At 35.1% G+C, this 24,038-nt stretch carries 19 protein-coding genes and 1 other RNA gene; 1 reads left to right on the top strand and 19 read right to left on the bottom strand.

Annotated features, from left to right (window positions below; all coding sequences use genetic code 11):
* Positions 1–22: 22 nt before the first annotated feature.
* The 19 genes from ACZ098_RS12055 to ssrA form a co-directional block, all read right to left on the bottom strand.
* The gene (locus tag ACZ098_RS12055) at positions 23–1,018 is read right to left on the bottom strand and encodes a sensor histidine kinase (RefSeq protein WP_487312000.1); all 996 of its coding nucleotides are present in this window, start codon (positions 1,016–1,018) and stop codon (positions 23–25) included.
* 677 nt (positions 1,019–1,695) lie between these two features.
* Positions 1,696–2,028, bottom strand: a complete 333-nt coding sequence (locus tag ACZ098_RS12050) for a T9SS type A sorting domain-containing protein (RefSeq protein WP_487311999.1) — start codon at positions 2,026–2,028, stop codon at positions 1,696–1,698.
* Between the two features lie 133 nt (positions 2,029–2,161).
* Positions 2,162–2,671 carry a hypothetical protein gene (locus ACZ098_RS12045; RefSeq protein WP_487311998.1) on the bottom strand — a complete coding sequence of 170 codons (510 nt, stop codon included), beginning with the start codon at positions 2,669–2,671 and terminating at the stop codon, positions 2,162–2,164.
* A 91-nt stretch (positions 2,672–2,762) separates the two neighbouring features.
* A complete protein-coding gene (locus tag ACZ098_RS12040; RefSeq protein ID WP_487311997.1) occupies positions 2,763–4,352 on the bottom strand; it encodes a DUF1501 domain-containing protein in 1,590 nt (529 codons plus the stop codon).
* Positions 4,353–4,378: 26 nt separating this feature from the next.
* The gene (locus ACZ098_RS12035; RefSeq protein ID WP_487311996.1) at positions 4,379–6,004 is read right to left on the bottom strand and encodes a DUF1800 family protein; all 1,626 of its coding nucleotides are present in this window, start codon (positions 6,002–6,004) and stop codon (positions 4,379–4,381) included.
* Between the two features lie 130 nt (positions 6,005–6,134).
* A complete protein-coding gene (locus tag ACZ098_RS12030) occupies positions 6,135–6,320 on the bottom strand; it encodes a hypothetical protein (protein ID WP_487311995.1) in 186 nt (61 codons plus the stop codon).
* A 56-nt stretch (positions 6,321–6,376) separates the two neighbouring features.
* A complete protein-coding gene (locus ACZ098_RS12025; protein ID WP_487311994.1) occupies positions 6,377–7,090 on the bottom strand; it encodes a hypothetical protein in 714 nt (237 codons plus the stop codon).
* Between the two features lie 72 nt (positions 7,091–7,162).
* A complete protein-coding gene (locus tag ACZ098_RS12020; protein ID WP_487311993.1) occupies positions 7,163–8,545 on the bottom strand; it encodes a thioredoxin-like domain-containing protein in 1,383 nt (460 codons plus the stop codon).
* A gap of 188 nt (positions 8,546–8,733) precedes the next feature.
* Positions 8,734–9,096, bottom strand: a complete 363-nt coding sequence (locus ACZ098_RS12015; protein ID WP_487312101.1) for a GxxExxY protein — start codon at positions 9,094–9,096, stop codon at positions 8,734–8,736.
* 372 nt (positions 9,097–9,468) lie between these two features.
* On the bottom strand, positions 9,469–9,744 hold the full coding sequence (locus tag ACZ098_RS12010; RefSeq protein WP_487311992.1) for a hypothetical protein: 276 nt from the start codon (positions 9,742–9,744) through the stop codon (positions 9,469–9,471).
* A gap of 476 nt (positions 9,745–10,220) precedes the next feature.
* Entirely contained in the window at positions 10,221–12,584 is a 2,364-nt protein-coding gene (locus tag ACZ098_RS12005) for a fibrobacter succinogenes major paralogous domain-containing protein (RefSeq protein WP_487311991.1), read from the bottom strand.
* Positions 12,585–13,018: 434 nt separating this feature from the next.
* Positions 13,019–13,426, bottom strand: coding sequence for a hypothetical protein (locus ACZ098_RS12000; protein ID WP_487311990.1), 408 nt, complete (start codon positions 13,424–13,426; stop codon positions 13,019–13,021).
* A gap of 106 nt (positions 13,427–13,532) precedes the next feature.
* On the bottom strand, positions 13,533–15,896 hold the full coding sequence (locus ACZ098_RS11995) for an FISUMP domain-containing protein (RefSeq protein ID WP_487311989.1): 2,364 nt from the start codon (positions 15,894–15,896) through the stop codon (positions 13,533–13,535).
* Between the two features lie 19 nt (positions 15,897–15,915).
* A complete protein-coding gene (locus ACZ098_RS11990; RefSeq protein ID WP_487311988.1) occupies positions 15,916–17,193 on the bottom strand; it encodes an OmpA family protein in 1,278 nt (425 codons plus the stop codon).
* 5 nt (positions 17,194–17,198) lie between these two features.
* On the bottom strand, positions 17,199–19,586 hold the full coding sequence (locus ACZ098_RS11985) for a hypothetical protein (RefSeq protein WP_487311987.1): 2,388 nt from the start codon (positions 19,584–19,586) through the stop codon (positions 17,199–17,201).
* Positions 19,583–19,783, bottom strand: coding sequence for a hypothetical protein (locus ACZ098_RS11980; protein WP_487311986.1), 201 nt, complete (start codon positions 19,781–19,783; stop codon positions 19,583–19,585). Before ACZ098_RS11980 ends, ACZ098_RS11985 begins: the two co-directional genes overlap by 4 nt.
* Before the next feature lie 160 nt (positions 19,784–19,943).
* The gene (locus tag ACZ098_RS11975; protein ID WP_487311985.1) at positions 19,944–20,705 is read right to left on the bottom strand and encodes a helix-turn-helix domain-containing protein; all 762 of its coding nucleotides are present in this window, start codon (positions 20,703–20,705) and stop codon (positions 19,944–19,946) included.
* A gap of 885 nt (positions 20,706–21,590) precedes the next feature.
* Positions 21,591–22,826: a site-specific integrase gene (locus tag ACZ098_RS11970; protein ID WP_487311984.1), complete on the bottom strand. Its 1,236-nt coding sequence runs from the start codon at positions 22,824–22,826 to the stop codon at positions 21,591–21,593.
* Positions 22,827–23,073: 247 nt separating this feature from the next.
* Positions 23,074–23,472: a transfer-messenger RNA gene (ssrA, locus tag ACZ098_RS11965) on the bottom strand.
* A 188-nt stretch (positions 23,473–23,660) separates the two neighbouring features.
* Between ssrA and ACZ098_RS11960 the strand changes: the two genes are divergently transcribed.
* Positions 23,661–23,843, top strand: a complete 183-nt coding sequence (locus tag ACZ098_RS11960; RefSeq protein ID WP_487312100.1) for a CAL67264 family membrane protein — start codon at positions 23,661–23,663, stop codon at positions 23,841–23,843.
* Positions 23,844–24,038 lie beyond the last annotated feature (195 nt).

Below are 24,038 nucleotides of genomic sequence, written 5' to 3'. Positions count from 1 at the left end.
TTATTAATAAATTTCACTAAAATTAGTATATAATTTCTTCAAAAGTTAAACAGTATTTAGTACCGTTATTACGTACAAAATTGACATTCCCATTGAGTTGATTGGTCAATAGATGTACTAGCTCTTTTCCGAAAGATTTTGAATCCTTATTGGTAAAAGAGCAACCTATTCCATCATCTTCTACGATCAAAGAAAATTTATTGTTTTCTAGTTTACTTAATATAATAGTTATGTTGCCTGTTCTATTGTCTGGAAATGCATGTTTAAAGGCATTTGTAACTAATTCATTAATTATTAGTCCGACTGGAATAGCGGTTGTTAAATTTAATACATTTTCTTTAGCATTGATGTGAACTTTAATTAAATCATCGTCATTTTTTAGTGTTTCTTTTATGGAGTTGATGAGATTTTGCAAATAATTTTGAAAGTCAATTTTATCTAACGATCCCTCATTTTGATACAATCTTTCATGAATTAAAGCAATAGCTTTTATTCTGGTTTCACCTTTTTGTAAAAATTCCTGTATGTTGATGAAATTGTTTCTTCTGGCCTGAATATTAAAGATGCTAATGATTAATTGTAGGTTATTTTTTACTCGGTGGTGAAGCTCTTTAAACAATAATTCTTTTTCCAAAAGTGACTTCGAAATTAATTTTTTACTGATGATTAATTCGTCATTTCTTTCTTGCAATTCTTTAGTCCTTTGCTTGATAAATTTTTCTAGGTGCTTTTCTCGTTCTTTTCTATTGAATGTGCCGATAAGAAAGAAAAAATAAATTATCATAATAAGTACAATAAATATTAATATCCAAAACGACGACGTTTCAATATTTGTAGGTACAAAATTTAAATTAATGGACTTTATAACACTTTTATTATAATCAAAACCATTATTTGAATTCAGTTGCGTTGATACAACTGCAGACTTAATCCAGTGAACTTGATTTGAATTGAAACCTATTTGGGCATTACTACAAATAAAATTAAGGCATGGTATTGCAATAAAAAGTTTTTTCATAGGGCTAGTAATATGTTTATTAATTTCTAGAATAACTCATTTTTCAGTTCATTTAGATACGTACTACAAATTAACATAAAAAAAGTAGATTTTTAATAAAATATTAAAAATCTACTTTAAAATAAACGAATATTCGTTAAATAATGTTAGTATAAATTTGATTTTAAATAAAGCTAATATAGTAACATTTTAACCAAAAAGTTTAAATTATTTTATAAACTTTTTTGTCTGAATTATTTTAAGGCGAGTGAATAATAATCCACTCGTAAATGTCGGAAAGATTTTTGCCTTTTAAACTTTTTCATAATGTTTTGTCATTTTCCAAAATATATTACAAGTGCTAGGTTAAACATAACTACAGTTTTTTTTAGCCTCAAAAAATCCAAGTGGAGGAGATATTTTGAAACCTCTTCGCCCAATATTACTATAAGCTGTTGGCGTGTAGATAATCCAAAAGTTATTGGCCTTTGAAGTTAGAGGAAATTATGTAAAATTAAAACAACCTGAAATGCAAGGAAAAGGTTGTGTATTTCTCGACATCGTAATTGCAGTAATAAAAATAAGAATTGTGTTTTCATGATGGTGTTGTTTTATTTTGGTAAAATAATTGGTTTGTCAAAGTTAATTTTACTATTTATGGGCTAGTTTCAATTACAAAATGCTTGTTTAAGGTATAATTATTCTTTACAAAATTTTATGTCCTTTCCATTATCTATTTTTAGGAAGTAGATGCCGTTGCTTAAATTTTGAAGGTCTATTTTTTGGTTGTTTGTGATAGTTCCATTAGAAATTTTTATGTCTAAAATAGAAAATAGGGTATAATTTGGTTCTGTCGTTTTGCCTGAAACAGCTATAAAATCTTGGTCAGGATTGGGGAATATAAACACGCTGTTTTTATTTTGAAAGGCTGTTGTATTCAAAGGGTTTGGATTTTCATAAATATGCACATGGTCTGCGTTGGCACCATTACCATCGCTATTAGGTAAAATTGTTGTTAATCGCGATTTCATATTTATTTTATATTAACTATCCAAGTATTTGTTAGTTTGCCAATCTTATTGTGAACTTCTAAGTATTCAACGTAATTTACGTTCTCACTATAACTTAAATACATTTTTTAAATGTTTACCTCTAAATAGCATTCTACTTCCAAAGTATCCATTTAGTTCCATCAAAAACTGCTAATGCTTTAGTAGCCAGATCATAAAAAAGAGTTCCAACAACTGCATTTCTATACTGGGTAATATCTGTAACTTTTGGTAAAATCAACGCTTTATTTGATGATTGTAAAACCAAAACTCCTGTTGCAGTACTTGTATTTGATCCCAGAATAACACCATTAAGTAAATCAGGAGCTGTATTGATATCAAGGTTTGGCAAAGGTGTATCATCTGTTAAATTAACCCATGCACCGTTTTGTCTCACTTGCACTGCAACACTGGAAACATCAACAGTGTTAACCAAGATGGTACCATCTGTAACGGCCGCGGTTTGTGTTGGCATCTCAGTCACCCGGGGTAATACAATGCCTCCTTTTAGATTTAAATCAAAATCTAAAATTCCTGAACCATTAACTGAATTTTTGCCGATAGCCACTTGCGCGGTACTATGAAAGCAGGTACCAAATAGGATTAAAAAAAATATTTTATTCATTATTGTAAATTTATATAGTGTTAAAAAAATAATTGTTGAATATGCTTATAATAGAAGTTTACAACTTTTTAATATACTTTTGCTGCCTTTATTAATTAACGCGTTCTATACATTTCCAAAGTACTCCATTATATAATTGATAGCAGTTTTCAGTGGTATTATAAATTAACATCCCTTCAACCGCAGTAAGCAAATCTCTTTCCGTTGTAGTTAAACGTGTAACAACCATACCTTTACCCTTAGCTTCTAAAACTAAATCACCACTTGCAATATTGTTTTTTATTCTATCTTCTAAATTGTTTTGTGCACTGATGCCTACTTTAACATCAGAATTAAGAAGTCCTACCAGACAACCATTTAGTGATGCGTTTGCTGTATTTTTAACCAATGGTATTTTTGCAAATGTATTTAGCTCTGTTTGTGTCATCATGTAATCATTAGCACCCAACCAATCTTGCATAAGTGTGGCAAAAATTTGACGATAGTCGTAACGCCTTTGCGTTGCATTGTTGTAATAAAATGAAGTAGTATCAGTAAAAACGGGATGATTTCCTAATATGCCAGGATTTACATTAGAACCTACCACAAAGAAAGGTGATAAATCGCCATGGTCTGTTCCTAAATTACCGTTTTGTCGTACTTGTCGTCCAAACTCGCTAAAAGTAGTAGTCATTACTAGGTCTTCTAATCCCATTGCCGCTAAATCTGCATGAAAAGCAACGACTGCATTGGATATGGTTGCTAATAAATTTGCATGACGCCCTAAATGCGTTGCGTCACTTTGTATTTGATTGACATGTGTATCAAAGCCTGTTAGATTGACCTGAAAAATTTTCGTTTTAGAACCTCCTTTAATCATTCGTGCTACTGTTTTTAATTGTTTAGCCAGATCGCTTGTAGGATAGGCAATGGTTGAATTTGAACCCGAATTAAAAACTTCTGTTACTCTATTATAATATCTATCCATACTATTTTGAACACCAGTAATGTAATTTAATAGCTCTTGGTGTTCCGAATTTGGTGGCATAATTCTATTCAATTGTCCAAATAACGTTCCTTGTAACGATGTCATATTATATTCTATATTGTTTTCATGACTGTGACCATAGAATAAACAAGGATTTGAACTTCCTAGTTGAATGGCCAAAGGATCAGGTCGCTCATTAGAAGGATTTCCTGCTAATCCAGGAAATACAGCAGCTAAATACCTACCAAAAATTCCATCAGAAACATCAGCAGCGCCGTCTGATCCTGAAAACATTATGTTTTCAGATGCAAAATGCGAGTAACTAGGTGATGGATAACTCACACCATTTATTAATGTTAGTTTTCCATTGTCATATAAATTTTTAAAACCTGTCATCCTTGGATGCAAACCGACTTTTTTAGCGTCTGTCTGGCTGTTATCAAGAGGGATATAGGCGCCAGTTCCTGTTTCGTTAATTCTTATGTTTGGTCGGAGAGCAGCATAAGTACTATATTGACTAACTGGAATAACGGTATTCAAACCATCATTTGCTCCTGATAAACGAACTATGACCATGACCCGATTATTTATGCCATCGCAACTTATTGGAAAATCTAAGAATTGCGTCATGGCTTGCGCAGTAAAGCCATTCAACATAAATGGCGTACCTACCGTAGCAGTGCCTATTAATTTTAAAAATTTTCTTTTATCCATTTTTTTTAAAATTTATCTGTTACAATTTACATTACTTGATACTCAGGCGATTTGACCATCGCACGCACCAATCTATCAAGAGCAATTTTGACTGTTGTATGATTATTTGTACTGATGTAGGCATTCCAATCCATTTGCCAGTTGATGGTACTTAAACTGTCTAATAGCGCTTCTCTAAAGTAAGTATGTCGTGTACCTTGAGGAGTAGCAGTAAACAAAAGGTCATAAAACTCTTGTAATAATACATCTGCATTAGCAGGATTTAAAAAATGACCGCTATTTTTTACAAAAGTATGGGTGTCAAGTCTATATAAATGTCCTGTGTATGTAAATCCAGTAATTAATTGATCAATAAACAATGAATATCGATTACGCAAAGAACTTGTTGTTATCCAATTTTTATCATAATTCAATATATCTGAATAAGCAGGATAACCATTAACATTTAGAGGATAAAGCCACTGAAATGAACATGTTGTAATGACATTAATAATTCTTACTCGAGTAAAATTGTTTATAGAAAGGGCATTAGTAGCATAATTTGGAAGCGAAATTTGAAAAATAGAATACAGTTGTAAGCACAATTCTAGAGGAGATTTTACTAAAGCTCCAATCACTTCATCCCCTACAATACCATCATCTTCATCATAAAAATGCTGGCTACAAAGTAATTGTTTCACTACCGGCATTACGTTATAGTTGTTTGCCATCAGTGAAGTAGAAAGTGGAGTGATGATATCCGTTTCTATTTCGGGCGTTATGTTTCTACTTACAAAATAGCGGTACATGCGCCTGCAATAGTTTTTTGCCGTTTCCGTTTGATTAAAAACCATGGCTACAAAATCAGCTAATTCTTGTTGAATTCCTGCTTGTGTATTGCTTCCCGTAATGACGGTATTGTTAAAAGCGGCACTAAATGTTTTGTTGCCCGAATCGTGATTTGTGATACTAATAGTACCATGAGGAATTTTTGTAATAGGATCTACGTTGGATAATCTTGTTGTTGGGTTATAAGTAGAAACTGTAAATCCTGTAAACACCCTAGCAGCTTGCTGTACATCATGCTCTGTATAATTGGTATAATTGCCTGTTGCAATTTGAGGTCCTTTTAATATGGTAAATAACTCAAGAAACTCACGAGCATAATTTTGATTGGGACTTATTAAGGTATTAAATCGGTTGTCTAAGTAAGTAGACATGTGGATGTTACGAGACATTCTAATGGCTAAATCTTGTAAACTACCGTTAGTATGATATCTCAGTAATTCCATATAATCAAAAATCTCTGCACTACCTCGGCCCAAATTACTTGTAATAAAAAGTGTATGTAACCAATTCAATAATTTAAATTGTATGGTAGGCATCGTTAAAGCTTGATGCACATACCAACTCATAACATTATCTCGTAGATTATCGTTTATAGCTTGAACATTTGGTTCATAAAATGTAGGTATAAAAGTTTGATTTAAATTATCTAAGGGTTTTGCGGGATTTGGTTGCATAAATACAAACAAATCATCTAAAGCTTGCTGAGGTGTTTTGAGTGCATAATCATTTATTAAAGTTTTGTTAAGACAATAGGTTACTCTTTTTAACAGATGGGTTGCATTGTCATAACCTAATACAGATGTTTTTGGAAGAATGGATGCCATATTTTAAATTTTTTAGGAAAAAAATGTTAAGTAATTTATTTTGTTATTTCGCTTTTTCTACCACTTCAAAGCGGGCATATTTACCTCCAATTTTTTTGTTTTTTTTGTATCAAAATGAGGGTAGGTATACTTAAATATAATGGTCGATTATCGTTTGTCCTAATCCCAAGGTAACAAATGGATCAAAAAAAGTGGTATCAAAAATAGTACTAGACTTAATTAATCGATATTTGATGGCTAAATCGTATGAAAAATAGTCTTTGTTTTTGTTTAAAGATGTACCGTTTACTATTTTATCGTTTTTATATTCGTTCATGGTAACACTTATTGTTGTTAATTATTAGCATGTCCCTGCATTTGTAAGGGTATAGATTATTTCTCACTTACTTTCCTAAGAGTTGCTTTATTTTTGGTAGTAGCATTTTTTTCAAAATCACTTAAAGCTTTCTTTGATTTTTCCAACTCTTTTGCACTATCTAAAGTTGTTTTTGCATGCGCGGTTAAAATGGCACTTTTTAATGCAATGTTTTTTTCGATTTCTCTCTTTTGATTTTCAACCGCTACTAATTCTTCTTCTAGCAAAAGCAGTTTTTGTTTTTCTTTCATTACATCTTGTTCTTTTTTTCCTATAAGAATTTCTAAATTTTTCCTTTCAACACTAACGCCGAGTTCGTCAAGCAAATCTAAAATGTTTTGAGAAGCACTTTTGTCATTTTCGAGGCTTATAAAATTGTCGTAGCCTTTACTAATTAGCACGATAATTTTAATATAAGAGCCATTATCTGTTTTGGTTTCGTTCATTTGATAGTAAATGTCTAAGTAGCTAGTGCTAATTTTTGTAAAATTAATTTGGTTAAATACCAAAAAATTATTCTCCGTCTTTTTAGCTGTACCTAAGCGATCAATTTCAAATTTTGATTTAAATATTTCGGTCACATACTCAAGTTTTTGTGGTAGTTCAATTTCAAAGGCATTGACTGATTTTGCTTGAAACTGAAACGGAATTGCACTACTCTTCACTTGACTTACCACATTTTGAAAGAAGATAAGAAAAAATACTGCTGCTAAAGTTTTAAATTTGCTCATGTTTGATTAAGGATTAATTGTTTTTATAATTTTTAGATAGTTTTTGGTCAAAATTTCGATTTTATTAATTTTTTATTTCACTTTTTCCAAACCTTCAATGCTGTCATATTTACCTACTATTTTTTTGTCTTTGTCTAAAACTATAAAGGTAGGTGTACCGTAGATGTAATAATCGCTTACTGCTTTGCCATCCCATTTTTTTAAATCGGTGTTGTGAAAAATGTTTGGAAATTGTTGTATTGTGGTTTCATAAGCTGTTCGGTCTTCGTCTAGGCTTATGGCTACTACTTTGGTCTTGGGGTTTTCTTTTGCCCAAGCGTTTACTTTGGGAAGCTCTTCCATACAATGCGGGCACCAACTTGCCCAAAAAACTACGATTGTTTTTTCACTTTGAATGTCGTATAAAGTGCTGTTATTGGTAAAGGTAATGTTGGGTGCTTGCATGCCTTCTTTCATAGCGGCATAACCCGCCATTCGTTTATCAAAGGCTGTTTTGTCGGCTTCGTCTTGGCATTGCGCTGCTAGTTCTTGATACTTTTCGTCAATATGCTGTAATACCTTTTCGTTACCTAGTTCTTTAAAACCCAATTGCAAGTATTGAAGTGCAAATTTTTTGGTTGCTTCGTTAGTACTAAATTTTTGCATAATGGTATCGACACTTTTTATAAAACCTGTGTTCATCTCTTGTTCGCTAAATTGCATTTCAGGATTCATGTAGTATTTTAGGTATTCTAAAATAAGCTCGGTGTACAATGGCGAATTTATGAGTGCAGGATTGCCTGCATCTACCTTGTCCCAATAGTGGTCTCGGACTGCAAGATCTTGCAAACGCCAATCGTCTTTAGGGTTGGTAAAATATACCTGTTTGTTTTGGACCATGCTTGCTGCCCAAGTGTTTGCGTAGTTTTTTAAAAAGGTTGTTTGTTGTTTGTGGTAGTTTTGTTGTTCTTGTGTTAGAGCAGTTTGCAACTGTGCTACAATTTTATCGGTAGCCTTAGGGTAGCCTGCCAGAGCTTGTTGTAAAGCGGCTATTTTTTGCAATTGCAGTTGGCTTTGGTTTTGGTAGCCGTACCAATTTTGATTTTCTTGCGATTGGGTAAAAATGGGTTTTCTTTTTTCGGCGTCGTTCTGGAGGTCTAGGCTAAAAGCAATGTTTTTTTCTTTGCCGTTGATGATGACATCTATATACTCATTAGCGGTTTGGCTGTATTGCAAGCGGTATACTCCTGGTTCTATATCTATGGGTGCGGTTATGGTAAATTTGTTGTTTTCGATAGGGAAGGCGCCAATAGCAAAACTCCCAATACCAAACTTATTGATTACTACTTTGGCAAAACGGCTGTTGTTTTTGAGTTCGCCTTGTATTACGATGCTGTCTTGTGCAAAGGTGTATATTGAGAAAAGAAGCAAGAAGCAAGAAGCGAGATGTTTTAATTTTGTGTTTGTTGTTTTCATTTTTTGTATTTATTTTTTTACCGCGGAGGCGCTGAGTTCGCTGAGTTTTTTTTTCTTCTTTGCGTTCTTTGCGTCTTTGCGGTGGATTGTTTTTTACCGCGGAGGCGCTGAGTTTGTTTCTTTGCGTTCTTTGCGTCTTTGCGGTGGATTGTTTTTTACCGCGGAGGCGCTGAGTTCGCTGAGTTTTTTTATAATTTGTTTACTATCCTTTTAAGTCCATTTTTTAAAAGCACTTCGTTAAAATTGATTAATAGTCCTAACTTTAAATCTTTTAGTTTTAAATAGGTTAATAATTGAGCCGTATGCATGTCTGCTAATGATTCTAGGCTTTTTAACTCTATGATTACTTTATTTTGCACCAACACATCTATTCTATAGCCTGCCTCTAGTTTAACTTCTTTGTATATTACTGGTAATGCTAGTTGCTGTTGCACTTTTAAGCCCATTTGCCTGAGTTCATAAACTAAACAACTTTCGTAGGTGCTTTCTAGTAGCCCTGGACCGAGTTGTTTGTGAACTTCTATGGCTGCACCGATAATTTTTGTGGCTATTTCGTTTTCTGTAATTTTTTTTTCTGTGTGTTCTCTGTGTCTTTGTGGTTAACTTACCACGGAGGCAAGGAGGTCACGGAGTTTTTTTATTTTTTTCTTTGCGTTCTTTTCTTCTTTGCGGTGGACTGTTTTTTACCGCGAAGGCGCTGAGTTCGAAGAGTTTTTTTCTTTGTGTTCTTTGTGTCTTTGTGGTTAACTCACCACGGAGGCACGGAGGTCACTGAGCTTTTTTTATTTTTTTCTTGGTGTTATTTTTTTATGTTGTTGCCGTTGTTTTTTCCATGTTTGGGGTTGTTTTATGGTTGTTTTTGGTTTGTGAACCCCAAGAAAGAGGTTGTATTGCTCGTTTTTGGGGTATTGGACCTCAAAGTATTATTCTTGAACGTCATTTGTGGGGTTATCGGCTTTTGTGGTTCCTGTTCTGTTAAAAAAATGTTTCAACTCGGTTTCTTTGGTGGCGTAGCCGGTGGCACCTGAGTTGTTTTTGTATTGGGTGTAACTGTAATCTACTAAAGCGGCTTGGTAGTTGTCCCAATCGTGTAGTATTTTGGCGTTTTCCATTCCTCGTACTAACTCGGTTAGGCGTTCGGCTTGGTTTTGCAAAAAGGCACGGCTGTCGTGGTCTTGCAGGTACTCGCTCCAATCCACATCTGGGCTGCTTAGGTTGGGTTGGCTTTCGCGGTTGTCTTTTACTTTGTTGATGATGCCCTTGTTTTACTCATTTACGCTACCGTATTGTTGGCGTTCTTGTGGGTTGAGGTTGGCTAGCTTGGATATTAGGGCTGATTCTAATAATGCTAAGGCCTCTTGTATTGTAGTTTTTTCTGCTGCAGAAAAATGACGGCTGTCGAAATTTAAAAATGGCATGTTTTGATTATTGTTTTATGGTTAGTGATAGTTTTTTGTTTATGTCTGTTGTAGATAAGTTGTTGGTAATTTACGTAATATCCTAAGACCCTTATGTTCCTTCGGAATGACAGACAAACTTCGGAATGGAAGACAAACAGACAAACTAGTTTGGTTGAAAAACGCCCGACTCTAAAAAGAGTAGAGCGTTTTAGTAATCTCAAATTTTTATTTATGCTAGCAAGCCCAAGGCCTTCGTATCGTTTGTTTTATAGGTGTTAATTTTTAAGACAACGAACACTAAAGCCACTCCATTTTTTGCTTGTGAAGCGACCCACACCGCGCAGGCTCGAGTAGACACGGCGGTCTAGAACCGTAGTAGGATCCGTAGCAGACGAAGTCCACCAGTAGGTGACACTCGGACGACCAAAGAAAGTACCGTCTGTTTTGCGTTGGCCGGCAAGCAAGCCCGAAAAACCAGAGGCATTGGTTTGACCTGTACCTGCACTACGCAGTTTATACCCCGGTGTACCTTGATTATCATCAGTATTAGCTCTATAAGTTTCATTGGTAACTTGCTGACTCAATGACATACCCTGCCCGTGTTCTAGGTACATCCACTCGCAATCGCTTGGTATGTGCCATCCTGCAGGGCAAATACCTTGTGCGCGCTCGGTAGTACTTCCAAGCATGGCTGCACTCCATTGGTATAATAATCCTTCATCAGCAGCTGGCTCTGTCGTAGCCCATCCTGCAGAACCATTTGTGGTATTCTTGTTAAAGTAACCATAGTATCCTAAATCTATTGTTTGGCTTGTATTTAGCCATTGGCTTGCATTTACAGCCACGCCATTTGGCAATTCTTTTAAGTTTTGCGTCATCCAGCATTGGCCGTTAATGTTTGCAATAGGGTAGGTGTTACCACCTATTGTAATTGTGCTACCCACACAAGCAGAAGTCGAGATCGGTTTAGAAAAACAAGTTCCGTTGTTACTGAAGGTTTCTCCCGTAGTATAAGTAGAAAGTAAGTTATTAACAGAAACCTCAGCTATAATACCGTTGAAATGAGTAGTGTAATTAGCACCAAGTTTTACATTTGTTACCGTTAAAGAAGTAGTTTGTGTAGTTGAACCCAAACCTGTAATGGTGAAAGCATCTCCACCTGCATTGTACGCCGTTTGAGTTCCTGCCGCGGTTAATGTCACCGTATGTGCTCCTGTAGCATACGTGCCACCTCCACTAAAAGAATAACCGTTTACTGTTGTTGTAGAAAAATTAATAGAACCCGGAGAGGTTACGTTGATGCTTACAGCAATTGCATTTGAGGCATCCATTAAACGATTCGTATAAAAATTTGATGAGGTTTGCGCAGCACCTGTAAAAGTAAATGTAGCGGAACCTACAGAAGCTGTTGGGTCGTAATATACTACTTGAATACCTGTTGTAGTTCCTGTTGTTGCTACTGGCGTTACTCCAAAACCAATAAATTTAGTTGCCTGCGCATTGGTTACTGTAAACGTTGTGGCGGTTGCCCCAGCAATAGCGGCTTGGTTGGTTCCTGTTGCATCATCAGCAGTGTACCATTGAAACAAACTTGTTCCTTCAGGATCCCCATTGGCATCCGCATATGTGTAACTAGCAGTAAGGTTCACATTGACACCAGGACTAGCAGGACTAAAAGTAACATTACTTGCAGTTGGTGCTGCTTCAGCAGCTAAAGTAACAGGGCCTACCCAGTTGCTGTACACAAAATTAGTAGCCGAAAAGGATGTGTTATCTATCGCTCTCACTCCAAAACGAATGTATCTGCCAATTTCTGTACTTAAAGGAATTAGGGTTTTGGTATGCGCTGTAGCACCATCTGGAAAAGCAATGGTTTGAATGTTTAATCCAACATTATTGGTAGCTGATTGCCAATCGTAAGTAGAACCTAAAGTGTTCTCAGTACCTGAGCCACCGTTAAAGGTATATACTCCAGTAAGTACACTTCCTTGTGTAACAGTACCTGTTACACTAAGGGCAGAACCATAAGGTAGCGTACCACTAACAACTTGCGTCCAATTACCATAATAGGCTATTCCATTGAGCATACCTGTAACTGCTCTTGGCGTCACTTTTATTCTCACAAAACGTCCAACGTTAGCAGGTCCAAAAGTAACTGATGCACCAGTACTTAAATTGGTTTTAGAAGTACCTAGGTTATCGTTAGCCATTTCCCATTGTAGGGTTGTTGCTCCTTCTACATCTCCTTGTGCATCTGAATAGGTGTACAGGATGGTTGCCGTACCACCGTCTCTAAATTCGCCCGTGTAGTTCAATGTACTAGCAGTAGGAGGAGTATTTTCCATACTATTTGCAGGTGTGTAACCACCCTCGGTAACGGCTACCCAACAAGTACAAGCGGTTTTGTACACCTCGAAAGAGTTGTTAGAGGTATTCCAAATCAATAGACCATTAGCTGGAGCTGTTATTGCTTCTCTTTGTGTAGAGGTCATACGAGGTATTAGAAGACCTTTGGTTGTAGAGGTTACATCAAGTGCCGCTGAGCCATCGGGAGTTGAGGTATTGATACCCACTTGGGCACTTGCTACTCCTAAGGATAGTAGTGCAAATGCGGTTAAAATTTTTATTTTATTATTCATATTTTAATTTATTTAATTATTATTTTACCATTTCCACAGCAAAAGCCAATGGACTATGTGTTTTCTGTTTTCTCATTTGCTACTGCGTTTTGGTTTTTGTTCCATCCTGCTAATTGATTGCTAATGTTTTGTATGGCAATATTCCATTTGGTAAATTTTTATATACTTATTTGTCGTAAATCATAGAGTAGCCTAATATACAAGCGGCATTTTTCTATACTTTCTCTCGCCTTGTCAATATAATCTACTTTGTTGTAGTTACTATTTGCACGCCAAATAAACATCATGGCATCTATCATTTCATTTTTAAGGTTTTCTCAAAGAGTATATTTAAAATCTCTATTGAAACTTTTGGAGGCTTTCAATAAATCAAAAAGCAACCCAAAAGTAACTTAAGACACATTTAATTCGGTATAATTTGCCATATTTTATAATTATTTTTGCAACTGGTATAAACACATATAAACCTCGATGGGTGTTTTACTAGCTAATGGATATTCTTTTAATTGATTTAAAATCAAAGTAGCACTTTTCATTTCATTTACAACAAAGGTAGTGTACCATTGTTCATATTTGTCAAGTTCAAAAATGACATTATTTATTGTGAATTTTAATATTTTATCATGAAGAGCGCTAATTTTGTATTGTATTCTGTATTTATTAAGAACACTCTGAGGAAACCCCATAGTATAAATGGTTGTATTTACCACTTTTAAATATTTAGCACTTACCTTGTACTTGGTTATTTTTTGAAACATAAACGCACCTTCCTTATAGACTTTATAAAACATGCCTTCTTTAAAAAGATAATAGTTTTTACAATCATTACTTTGTAGTGTCAATTTTTCTTGGATTGTCCTAAAAAAAAGAATAATAATTTTATTTCTACCCGAAAGGGCAGAAATAAAATTATCTTGATCAAAATAAACCAAAATTAATCTAATAAATCTAATCCTTAAGGCAACGAACACTAAAGGCGAAGAAGTTATTGTTGATGGTGCGTTGCACGCCTCTGTTGCCCGTGTTGATGATGCGGTTGATAGCCTGATTGGCACTCGTTGCAGACGAAGACCACAAGCCACTGTTAGCCCCACGACTGAAGAAAAGACCACTGTTATTGCGGTTGCCGGTAAGCAAGCCCGAAAAACCAGAGGCATTGGTTTGACCTACACCTGCACTACGCAGTTTATACCCCGGTGTACCTTGATTATCATCAGTATTAGCTCTAGAATTGCTGACAAGAACTTGCTGACTCAATGACATACCCTGCCCGTGTTCTAGGTACATCCACTCGCAATCGCTTGGTATGTGCCATCCTGCAGGGCAAATACCTTTTGCGCGCTCAGTAGTACTTCCAAGCATGGCTGCACTCCATTGGTATAATAATCCTTCACCAGCAGCTGGCTCTGTCGTAGCCCATCCTGCAGAACCATTTGTGGTAATCGTGTTAAAGTAACCATAGTATCCTAAATCTATTGTTTGGCTTGTATTTAGCCATTGGCTTGCATTTACAGCCACGCCATTTGGCAATTCTTTTAAGTTTTGCGTCATCCAGCATTGGCCGTTAATGTTTGCAATAGGGTAGGTGTTACCACCTATTGTAATTGTACTCCCCACACAAGCAGAAGTCGAGATCGGTTTAGAAAAACAAGTTCCGTTGTTACTGAAGGTTTCTCCCGTAGTATAAGTAGAAAGTAAGTTATTAACAGAAACCTCAGCTATAATACCGTTGAAATGAGTAGTGTAATTAGCACCAAGTTTTACATTTGTTACCGTTAAAGAAGTAGTTTGTGTAGTTGAACCCAAACCTGTAATGGTGAAAGCATCTCCACCTGCATTGTACGCCGTTTGCGTTCCTGCCGCGGTTAATGTCACCGTATGTGCTCCTGTAGCATACGTGCCAACTCCACTAAAAGAATAACCGTTTACTGTTGTTGTAGAAAAATTAATAGAACCCGGAGAGGTTACGTTGATGCTTACAGCAATTGCATCTGAGGCATCCATTAAACGATTCGTATAAAAATTTGATGAGGTTTGCGCAGCACCTGTAAAAGTAAATGTAGCGGAACCTACAGAAGCTGTTGGGTCGTAATATACTACTTGAATACCTGTTGTAGTTCCTGTTGTTGCTACTGGCGTTACTCCAAAACCAATAAATTTAGTTGCCTGCGCATTGGTTACTGTAAACGTTGTGGCGGTTGCCCCAGCAATAGCGGCTTGGTTGGTTCCTGTTGCATCATCAGCAGTGTACCATTGAAACAAACTTGTTCCTTCAGGATCCCCATTGGCATCCGCATATGTGTAACTAGCAGTAAGGTTCACATTGGTACCAGGACTAGCAGGACTAAAAGTAACATTACTTGCAGTTGGTGCTGCTTCAGCAGCTAAAGTAACAGGGCCTACCCAGTTGCTGTACACAAAATTAGTAGCCGAAAAGGATGTGTTATCTATCGCTCTCACTCCAAAACGAATGTATCTGCCAATTTCTGTACTCAAAGGAGTTATGGTTGTGGTATGCGCTGTAGCACCATCTGGAAAAGCAATGGTTTGAATGTTTAATCCAACATTATTGGTAGCTGATTGCCAATCGTAAGTAGAACCTAAAGTGTTCTCAGTACCTGAGCCACCGTTAAAGGTATATACTCCAGTAAGTACACTTCCTTGTGTAACAGTACCTGTTACACTTAGTGCAGAGCCATAAGGTAGGGTACCAGCAACAACTTGCGTCCAAGCGCCATAATAGGCTATTCCATTTAGGATACCTGTAGCTGCTCTTGGCGTTACTTTTATTCTCACAAAACGTCCAACGTTAGCAGGTCCAAAAGTAACTGATGCACCAGTACTTAAATTGGTTTTAGAAGTACCTAGGTTATCGTTAGCTATTTCCCATTGTAGGGTTGTTGCTCCTTCTACATCTCCTTGTGCATCTGAATAGGTGTACAGGATGGTTGCCGTACCACCGTCTCTAAATTCGCCCGTGTAGTTCAATGTACTAGCAGTAGGAGGAGTATTTTCCATACTATTTGCAGGTGTGTAACCACCATCGGTAACGGCTACCCAACAAGTACAAGCGGTTTTGTACACCTCGAAAGAGTTGTTAGAGGTATTCCAAATCAATAGACCATTAGCTGGAGCTGTTATTGCTTCTCTTTGTGTAGAGGTCATACGAGGTATTAGAAGACCTTTGGTTGTAGAGGTTACATCAAGTGCCGCTGAGCCATCGGGAGTTGAGGTATTGATACCCACTTGGGCACTTGCTACTCCTAAGGATAGTAGTGCAAATGCGGTTAAAATTTTTATTTTATTATTCATATTTTAATTTATTTAATTATTATTTCACTATTACAATTTTTACTCTTCGCGCCAAAGGGGTTCCATTGTTAGAGGGACTGTAGGTGGTGTCGATACCTTTAACATCTATTGTTATTCGGTCTCCGCTTACGTTAAAACTTTGCAATATGTTTTTTAATTTGGCTACTCTTCTGTCAGACAATAAATGGTTAGACTTTACGTTCCCTATATTCTCTGTATAACCTATCAGTTGCACTTTGTATTCCGGATGTTTTTGCAGGTAATCTATCACAAATTTTAATTTTTGTCTTGATTCTTTGTTGGGATCTACTCTGCTAAAATCGTAATACATGATGTTGTACTTAAATTCGATGATAGCATTGTATTCAGCGTCTTCTGAAGGATTAAAAGGTTTTATATATTCTAGGTTTTCTTCTTTTTTATCCGGAATACCTTTATTGTTTTCGTCACTAAATCTAAGTTTGGAGTCTACTTTTAGACCCGTATCGTTTTTCAAATCCAAATAATCAGGAACCCTATCTTTGTCGAAATCTAAAATTTTTTGTTCCAAATCTTCGATACGTTTTTTTAGTTCTTTATCGTCGTACTTTTCAACAGGATTTATAGCTACATCTTTTTCAGAATACCAGTCGGCATGTTTTTCTTTTTTACCTAAGTAAAAAGTTAAACCTAGTGAAGTATTGTACATCATACCAGAAAGGTTATCGTCAGAAATAGCTGCAGAGCCATCCCAATTTAAGTGTTGTCTAAGATTGTTAATGACAGTAAAGTCTGCTGTAAGTGCCAACCATTTTGTTAATCGCACTTGCGGCGTAATACCAAACATAACCCCACCATTGTCTTCGGTAATGTTTTTGTTTGCACCTTCATTCACAGATAATTGTGAAACATGAACTCCTGCATGTGTTAATAATCCTAAACGATTGGAAAACGATTCAAAACGCAAGAGTCTGCCTAAATTCATAACCCCTTGAAAGCCAAAACGATTAAGTTTAGTATCAAATGAAAGGGAACCTGCTCCAGATTGTTCCGAAAATTGATCCATACCGTAGTCTAACTTTAAACCAAAAGCATTTGAAAGCATATATCTAACGCCAATATCATAATGAGTTACCCCTGAAAAATTAAAATATTTAGTTGGGTCAGAGGAATAGTATCCTACAGCAAAAGGTCGCACAGCTTTGTTTTGTCCAGCGCTAAGTTCCACAGACCATTTGTTGTAATCGGTAGTGTTTTTTTCTTGGGTATGCCCTAAAAGGAAGGATAACAAGAAAGCACTAAAAAAAGCATTTTTCATAAATGTTATTTTTGATTGATAAGTTTAATGTTCGCTGTGCTACCGTTTTCTAAAGTTACTTTGGCGATGTACAATGCCTGTGCGTGATTGAAATCTGCAGAGAAACTAGTCGCATTTTGTATTTTAGATTCGTACAGTTTTTTGCCAGTTAAGTCAAAAATTGCAAAATTTACCATAGGAGCATTTGCAGTTAAGGTTACTGTGTTGTTTTTGATATTGGCTATAACCGCAGCAGCGTTGAGCTGGTTGTTCGAAAGCGTTTGTCCTTGGTATACAATTTTGAAACGGCTGTTATCTTCTGTTGCAGTGGTGGCAAAGCTGTAGGCACCATCGTTAAAATTGTGGTACACATTTAAGACCGTATCGTGCAGATATATTGGTGTAGTAGAAGCAAAAACACCTTCTTTTTGTGCCACATTGATGCTCAAGATTGCTGCATCTGTTGTTTCTTTTTTGAAACCAACGGCCACTTGATCGTTCACATCAAAAACAGGACGCGCGTTGATGGCTAATTTTTTAGTATCGCTGTCTAGGATGCTATACATTTGCAATGGACTCACTGTATTTAAGGAAGCATCGTACATACGGTCATAAGCTAAAGAAGCGTCTGGCATGTAGGCCACTAAAATTTGATTTCCTGTTCCGTCTGCATGTGTAATGTTTACATTGAATCGGTCGATGTTTGTGGTTGTTGCACTTGAGCTCATTTTCATGAATTGTGTATTATTTCCAGAAACACGCATGCAATTGTTGAATGTTGCTGTGCCAGTAGGAGCAGTGTCTATTGCTTTTACTTTAAATCCTTGGCCGGTAGCAATTTTTCCGTTGAAAGTGGCATTAATTCCAGAAATTCCCGTAGTACCTGCTCTAGTGTAAGCAATATAATCGCCAACAGCATAATTCGAAGTGCTTGTTCCTAGATTTGGTGTAGTTGCTCTCCATAAATAAATCACTCCATCTAAAGTGGTATTGTATTCTAAAAACTTATCAGCGTCTATAGCGGAAGGGTATGGATTGGCTAATAAATTATTGTTTCTCGCACTAGTGGTAGATGTTGCATTAACATTGGCTGTCGGTACATTGACCAAACCATTGTTTGCGCTACCTGTAAATGTTAGGTTGATGTAACCGCTGTAAGGAGTTGCGGCCGAATACGGTGCTTGGTCTTTTATACGCATAATAAAACCTTGCCCTTTGGTAGTAGCACCAAGTGGTTGCCAGCCGCCAGCTGTACCCATAATTCCTGCTGCGTAGGCATATTTGGAATCGAATGCAGCAGCGGTTCCTGTTAAAACATTAGTAGCATCATAAGCTCTGGCACCATCTAATTGGCTGAATGAATCGGTTGTTAATGGCGAACCCCAGTAGATGTAGTCGTTGGCGCGCATGTTTACACGAGAACTTTTTGTTAAAATAATGTTTGGAGTGATAATACTTGCATCATTACGCTGCATAACACTTGCTGTACTAGACATGGTAATGGTACCAGTACCTGTTATTTCGTTTACTACTTCAATGGTTTGTCCGTCTGCTAAAGTTACAGCATTCGTTCCAATATTTAATGAGTTACAAACAAATGAACCGGCATTACTCGGGTAAGGACCTGCTAACACGGCAGCATCTGCTAAAGTAGGAGTTGTATCCCAAGCCGTGCCACTCCATGTACTTGTAAGACCAGAGTTAGCTACTAGTGGAGCACAAGTGATGCCTTTTTCTGCTAGTGTAAACGCGCTATAAGTAGCTAAGTTTACTGCTGCCGAGGTAGCAATAGCTCCTGTACTCAATGATCCTGTAGCAACCTCTGAAGGAATGGCTACCCAAGTGGTACCAATTAAACCAGCCACCGTAAGATTGGCAATAGAATTGGTTAGCGAGACAATGCTACTATTCCATTTTAAAGTAAGTATTGCGTTATCGCCTTTCACATCCCAATAACCTGATGATGGCAAGGTTTGAATTGTAGCATCTGCCACAGTACTAGTTAAAGCACCATCGTAAAAAGCGGCATCTACTCCATTTGTAACTGCAAAATTAGTAACTCCAATTGGAGCATAGGTAGTGCCTTGCCCTGTAGGAAGTTCAAAGTAAGCAGCGCTTCTGGTGTTGGCATAACCATCTACGAACAAAGCAGCTCCTGAAGCTGAACCGTTTGCTGAAGCGCCAGTTCCAAAAGTAATCTTTCCGTAGCCCGAAGTTCTTAACGTTTTAGTAATAGAACCTGTTCCAAACGTAAAAACGCTATTTGTATGTAGTATGGCATTTTGACCTACGTATACGGTGCCATTATTCTGTACTTGCGCATGAAGATTGTTTGCACACGTAGTTACCAAAAACAGTGTTAGTGCTTTTGAAAAATACGTGTAAAAAGAATCTTTGATTAGATTTTTTTTCATTTAGTTTCTGATTTTAAGTTATGTTTTACTACTAAATACACTCCCAATAGTAGTCCAAAAATTACCGCAAGATTTATGTAATCGTCTATGGGTGCTGGTGGTGGTGGATCAATTTCATCCTGAGCATAAAGTCTAGAGCTCATCACTAAAAACAATAATACAATACCAAATTCTAATTTTAGTTTCGTTTTCTTCATAATTTTTGATTAATTTATTTACAAAATTATTTTTAAACCTTTGAAATAATGTGCTTATTATTGTCTTTTGTTGTTTATTTTAGATTTTATTATTATCATTTTATCAAAAAAAAAGTGCCAATTACAAATTTTAGTTGGCACCTCGATATTTTTTAACTTTTTATTTTTTTAAGTACGAGATATTAATTTCGTTGCATTTTCGAAAACTTTCTGGTGTTTTTCCAGTTATTTTTTTAAAAACGGAGCAAAAATTACTGTGGCTTTTAAATCCTAATTCGAAGGAAACTTGTGTTATAGGAATAGATGATTCGGAAAGTAATGTTTTGGCATAATCTATCTTTTTGATAATAACGTATTTGTAGGGTGTAATACCTATATATTTTGTAAATAATCTATTGAAGTGCTGCGAGTCCCATCGTGTTTGCTTTGCTAGGTCGGATATTTTTATTTTATTGGTAATGTTTTGGTTTATAAAAGTGATGGTGTGTTTTAGAATAAAAGGGATTTCATCGTTTAGTTCTTTATCTTGTCTTAACACATCAATGTTTCGGTATTTGAAATTATTTAGGACAATAGCCACCGTTATTTTGATATCCTCGGGTTTAAAAGGTTTTACAATGTATCCGTAAGGTCTGGTTTCGCTGGCTTTTTGTAATGTTGTTTTGTTGGAGTAGGATGTAATGTAAATGAACGGAATCGTATCTTTTTTTAATAAATAGTTTCCTAAATCGATGCCGTCTTTAACTTGTTTTAGGTTGATGTCAATTAATACTAATAAGGGATTTAAAGTTTCAATTTCGTTTATAGCGTCGTCCACGTTGGTGATGTTGATGATCGTATCATAACCTTCTTCAGTTAAAATTTCTTTTAAGTCTAGCGCAATGATTAACTCATCTTCAACAATTAGAATAGTTGGTTTCATGGTTGGTAGGTTAATTTCAGATTTAGGTATTATATCTTTTGCATATTTTGTTTTAAATACTGTTTTTCATTACATTAATTTAAGTAAACGATAGTACTTGGGCTAGTGTATCTTATTTTATCTTATGATTGAAAGTATTAATTTGTGCAACACATTAAATTATAATTTCTTGAAATAAATAAAAATTTGTTTTTACTTACGTTGAGTTCTTATTTCATGATAGATTGGAATACTTTATTCAATGCATAAAAACTATTATATTTTAGAAAAAATAAATGATATGTTTTCTGCACTAAAAGAATTGTAGATTTTTGCAAAAATGTAAGTGAATTTTAGTGAAATTGTAGCATGATTATGGCGGTTTTAGTATTTACAAGTATTCATGAACAAATATATTTTTATTAAATATATTTTATGTGCTAGTTATAGATATTATTTGCTTATATTAGATATATAATGCTCAATTTAGATATGAAATATTGATTTCGTTACTACTTTTGAAATAAAAAAATAGCGTGGGACAAACTAATTATCCTGAAAAAAAGGCACCGCCAAGCACCATAACCAAGAATAATTGTTGCCCACGCTTAGTTTTTAAGCATTTATAGAACTAATTATCTTGCGGTTAAATTTAAATTGGCGGTTTCTGTTTAACAAGATTCATAATAAAGAGATCTTCCTCTTTATTGACTACAAATTAAAAAATAAATTTTTAATAAAAAATTATTTGTAAGGGTATTTTTTAATTGTTGTTTATTCGTACAATTGGATTTGGGTGGTCAATATCACGGGAATTTGCAGTTTTAGAATTTAAAGTGTTTAATTTATGAATTGAATATTAGAATTTGAAAGTTTTATATTTTAGAAAGAAAGTAAGTGAGCTAATCAAGAACTTTTAGATAAATTAAGTTGGGTTAATTTTTGTTTTAGTATTTCCATATCATCACTTACCTTTTTATCAAGTATTTTCGCATACTGTTGAGTGGTTCTTAAACTGGCATGGCCAAGCATTTTACTGACGCTTTCCATTGGTACTCCATTTGCTAGTGTAACTGTAGTAGCAAATGTATGTCGCGAACTATGAAATGTTAGTTCTTTATTAATTCCACAAACATCAGCCACTTCTTTTAAATAACTATTCATTTTTTGATTACTTAAAATTGGTAATAGCTTAAATGAATTTTGGCATTTTGGATGGTGTTTATATTTTGCAATAATTGATTCTGGAATAGGAAGTAAAGGTATGTTAGAACGAATTTTGGTTTTTTGCCGATGCGTAAAAATCCATTTGGATCCGTCAATACCTATCGAAATATTTTCAGAAGTTAGTTTTTCTATGTCTACGTAAGCTAGCCCTGTAAAGCAAGCGAATAAGTATATATCTCTAACTAAATCAAGTCGGCTGATAGGTAAATATTTATTATACATAGTTTCTAAGTCTTCTTTATTTAAGATTTCTTTTTCTACGGGATTAATTTTAGCATTGTATTTAACAAATGGGTTTCTTTCAATCCATTCGTTATTATAACAATCTTGAATTATTTTACCAAAGTTTCTAACATATTTGATGGTAGAATTGTTATTACAGCTTTTTTCTGTCCTCAAATAAAAGTCAAAATCATTTATAAAAGAGATGTTAATTTTATCAATACTTACATCATTTAATTTATACTTTTTAAATAGAAACTCTTCAATATGCTTTAATGTAGTTCTAAATTTTTTTAATGTATTAATCGAGTATTGTTTTGTTACCAATGATTCCATTCGCTTATTATGTTCTTTAAATATTGGAATTAACATGTGTGATTGAATTTTTATGCCTAAAAATTTATTTTTAAATTCAATTAGGTCTATATTATTTGAATTGCGGAGTAGTAAGTTTTCAGTTTCGTATACTTTAGATCTTAAAAGATCTAGATGACTATTAATTAGCATGGCCTCTTTAGAATTACTTTTCATTCTGCCAGCATTTGAATTCCATTTGGAACGTTCTACATGCTTGCCTGTTTGAATTTCTAGTCTTTTTCCATTAATTGTAATCCTTAGATATATTGGAAGTAATCCATTCCTTAGTGCTCTGGAACTCTTTGCATGGAAGAGTATTGAAATTTTGTTTGACATAATGTGGTGACTTTTCTGATTTTTAAATTTACGCTTAGATTTAGAAGTTCACAAGATGTTCATTGTTTGAACACCTTGCTGTATAAGCTTTGACGTTAAATTCGGGGACAATTTTTTAAATTTAAAATTGTCCCCGAATTTGCCCCCGAATACATTATGTTTTTAAAGTTTATTTTGATATTTCGTAAACTAGAAAAGCCCATAAATCCTAAGATTTATGGGCTTTTAGTTTACTTTGAAAAGTAACTTGTGGAGTCGCCGAGAATCGAACTCGGGTCCAAACAAGCAATCAAAGAGCTTTCTACACGCTTATTTCCTGATTGAATTTTCGTTATTCTGCTTGGCCAGAAACAGCCACAAAATACTTATCTTCTTAAATTTTCGTAACAGCTCCAAAGCTCCACTGTTCTTAGGTTCGTATTTACGATTCACCTATACCGACCGCCACAAACCAAAGCTTTCGAGGTAAATCCTGCTTTCCTACCTTGTAGGAGCGTGGCTAATCTTACTATGATTCAGATTATGCAGCAAGAGCGTAGTTTCCTTCGCCGTTTATGTTTTTGTACATTTGGATTTACGAGCTAAAAATACAACGCTCGGCGTGCTTACAATTTAATTCCACTTGCTGTCAAAACCAGTCGACCCCATGCAGTATAGTACTAATTTTATAAGGGTGCAAAGATAGGATTCTTTTAGAAATACAAATCGAATTCTTCACTTTTTGAAATAAAATAATTTTTAATTGGTTTTTGTGCTAAATTTTAATTTTTAAACACCTCAATTTAAAGTGATATTTACGATATTTGCATTCCAAATTTTATAAAAAAAGTGATTATGGGAATGAATAAAAATACAGTTTTGGGATGGGCTACCTTTATCATGATTATCATGGGGTTGACTCTGATTGCTTTAGGTGCATTTCGATATAATGAAATTGCAGGTTGGGGTTTTGTTACGGTCGGCATCGGGTTTTTAGCCAATGCATGGGTTTTCAGCTCTTTAAAAGGTAGAGTTTAATGAGATTTGAATTAAAAATTAAGAATTAAGAATTAAAAATTAAGAATTAAAAATTAATATCAAAAATCTAATATCAAAAATCTAATATCAAAAATCTAATATCAAAAATCTGAAATCTAATATCTAATATCTAATATCTAATATCTGAAATCTAAAATCTGAAATCTAAAATCTGAAATCTAAAATCTGAAATCT

It is taken from the genome of Flavobacterium sp. SP2 (assembly GCF_057626655.1).
The sequence above is the reverse complement of the archived record's forward strand: the minus strand, read 5'-3'. Positions and strand labels throughout refer to the sequence as shown.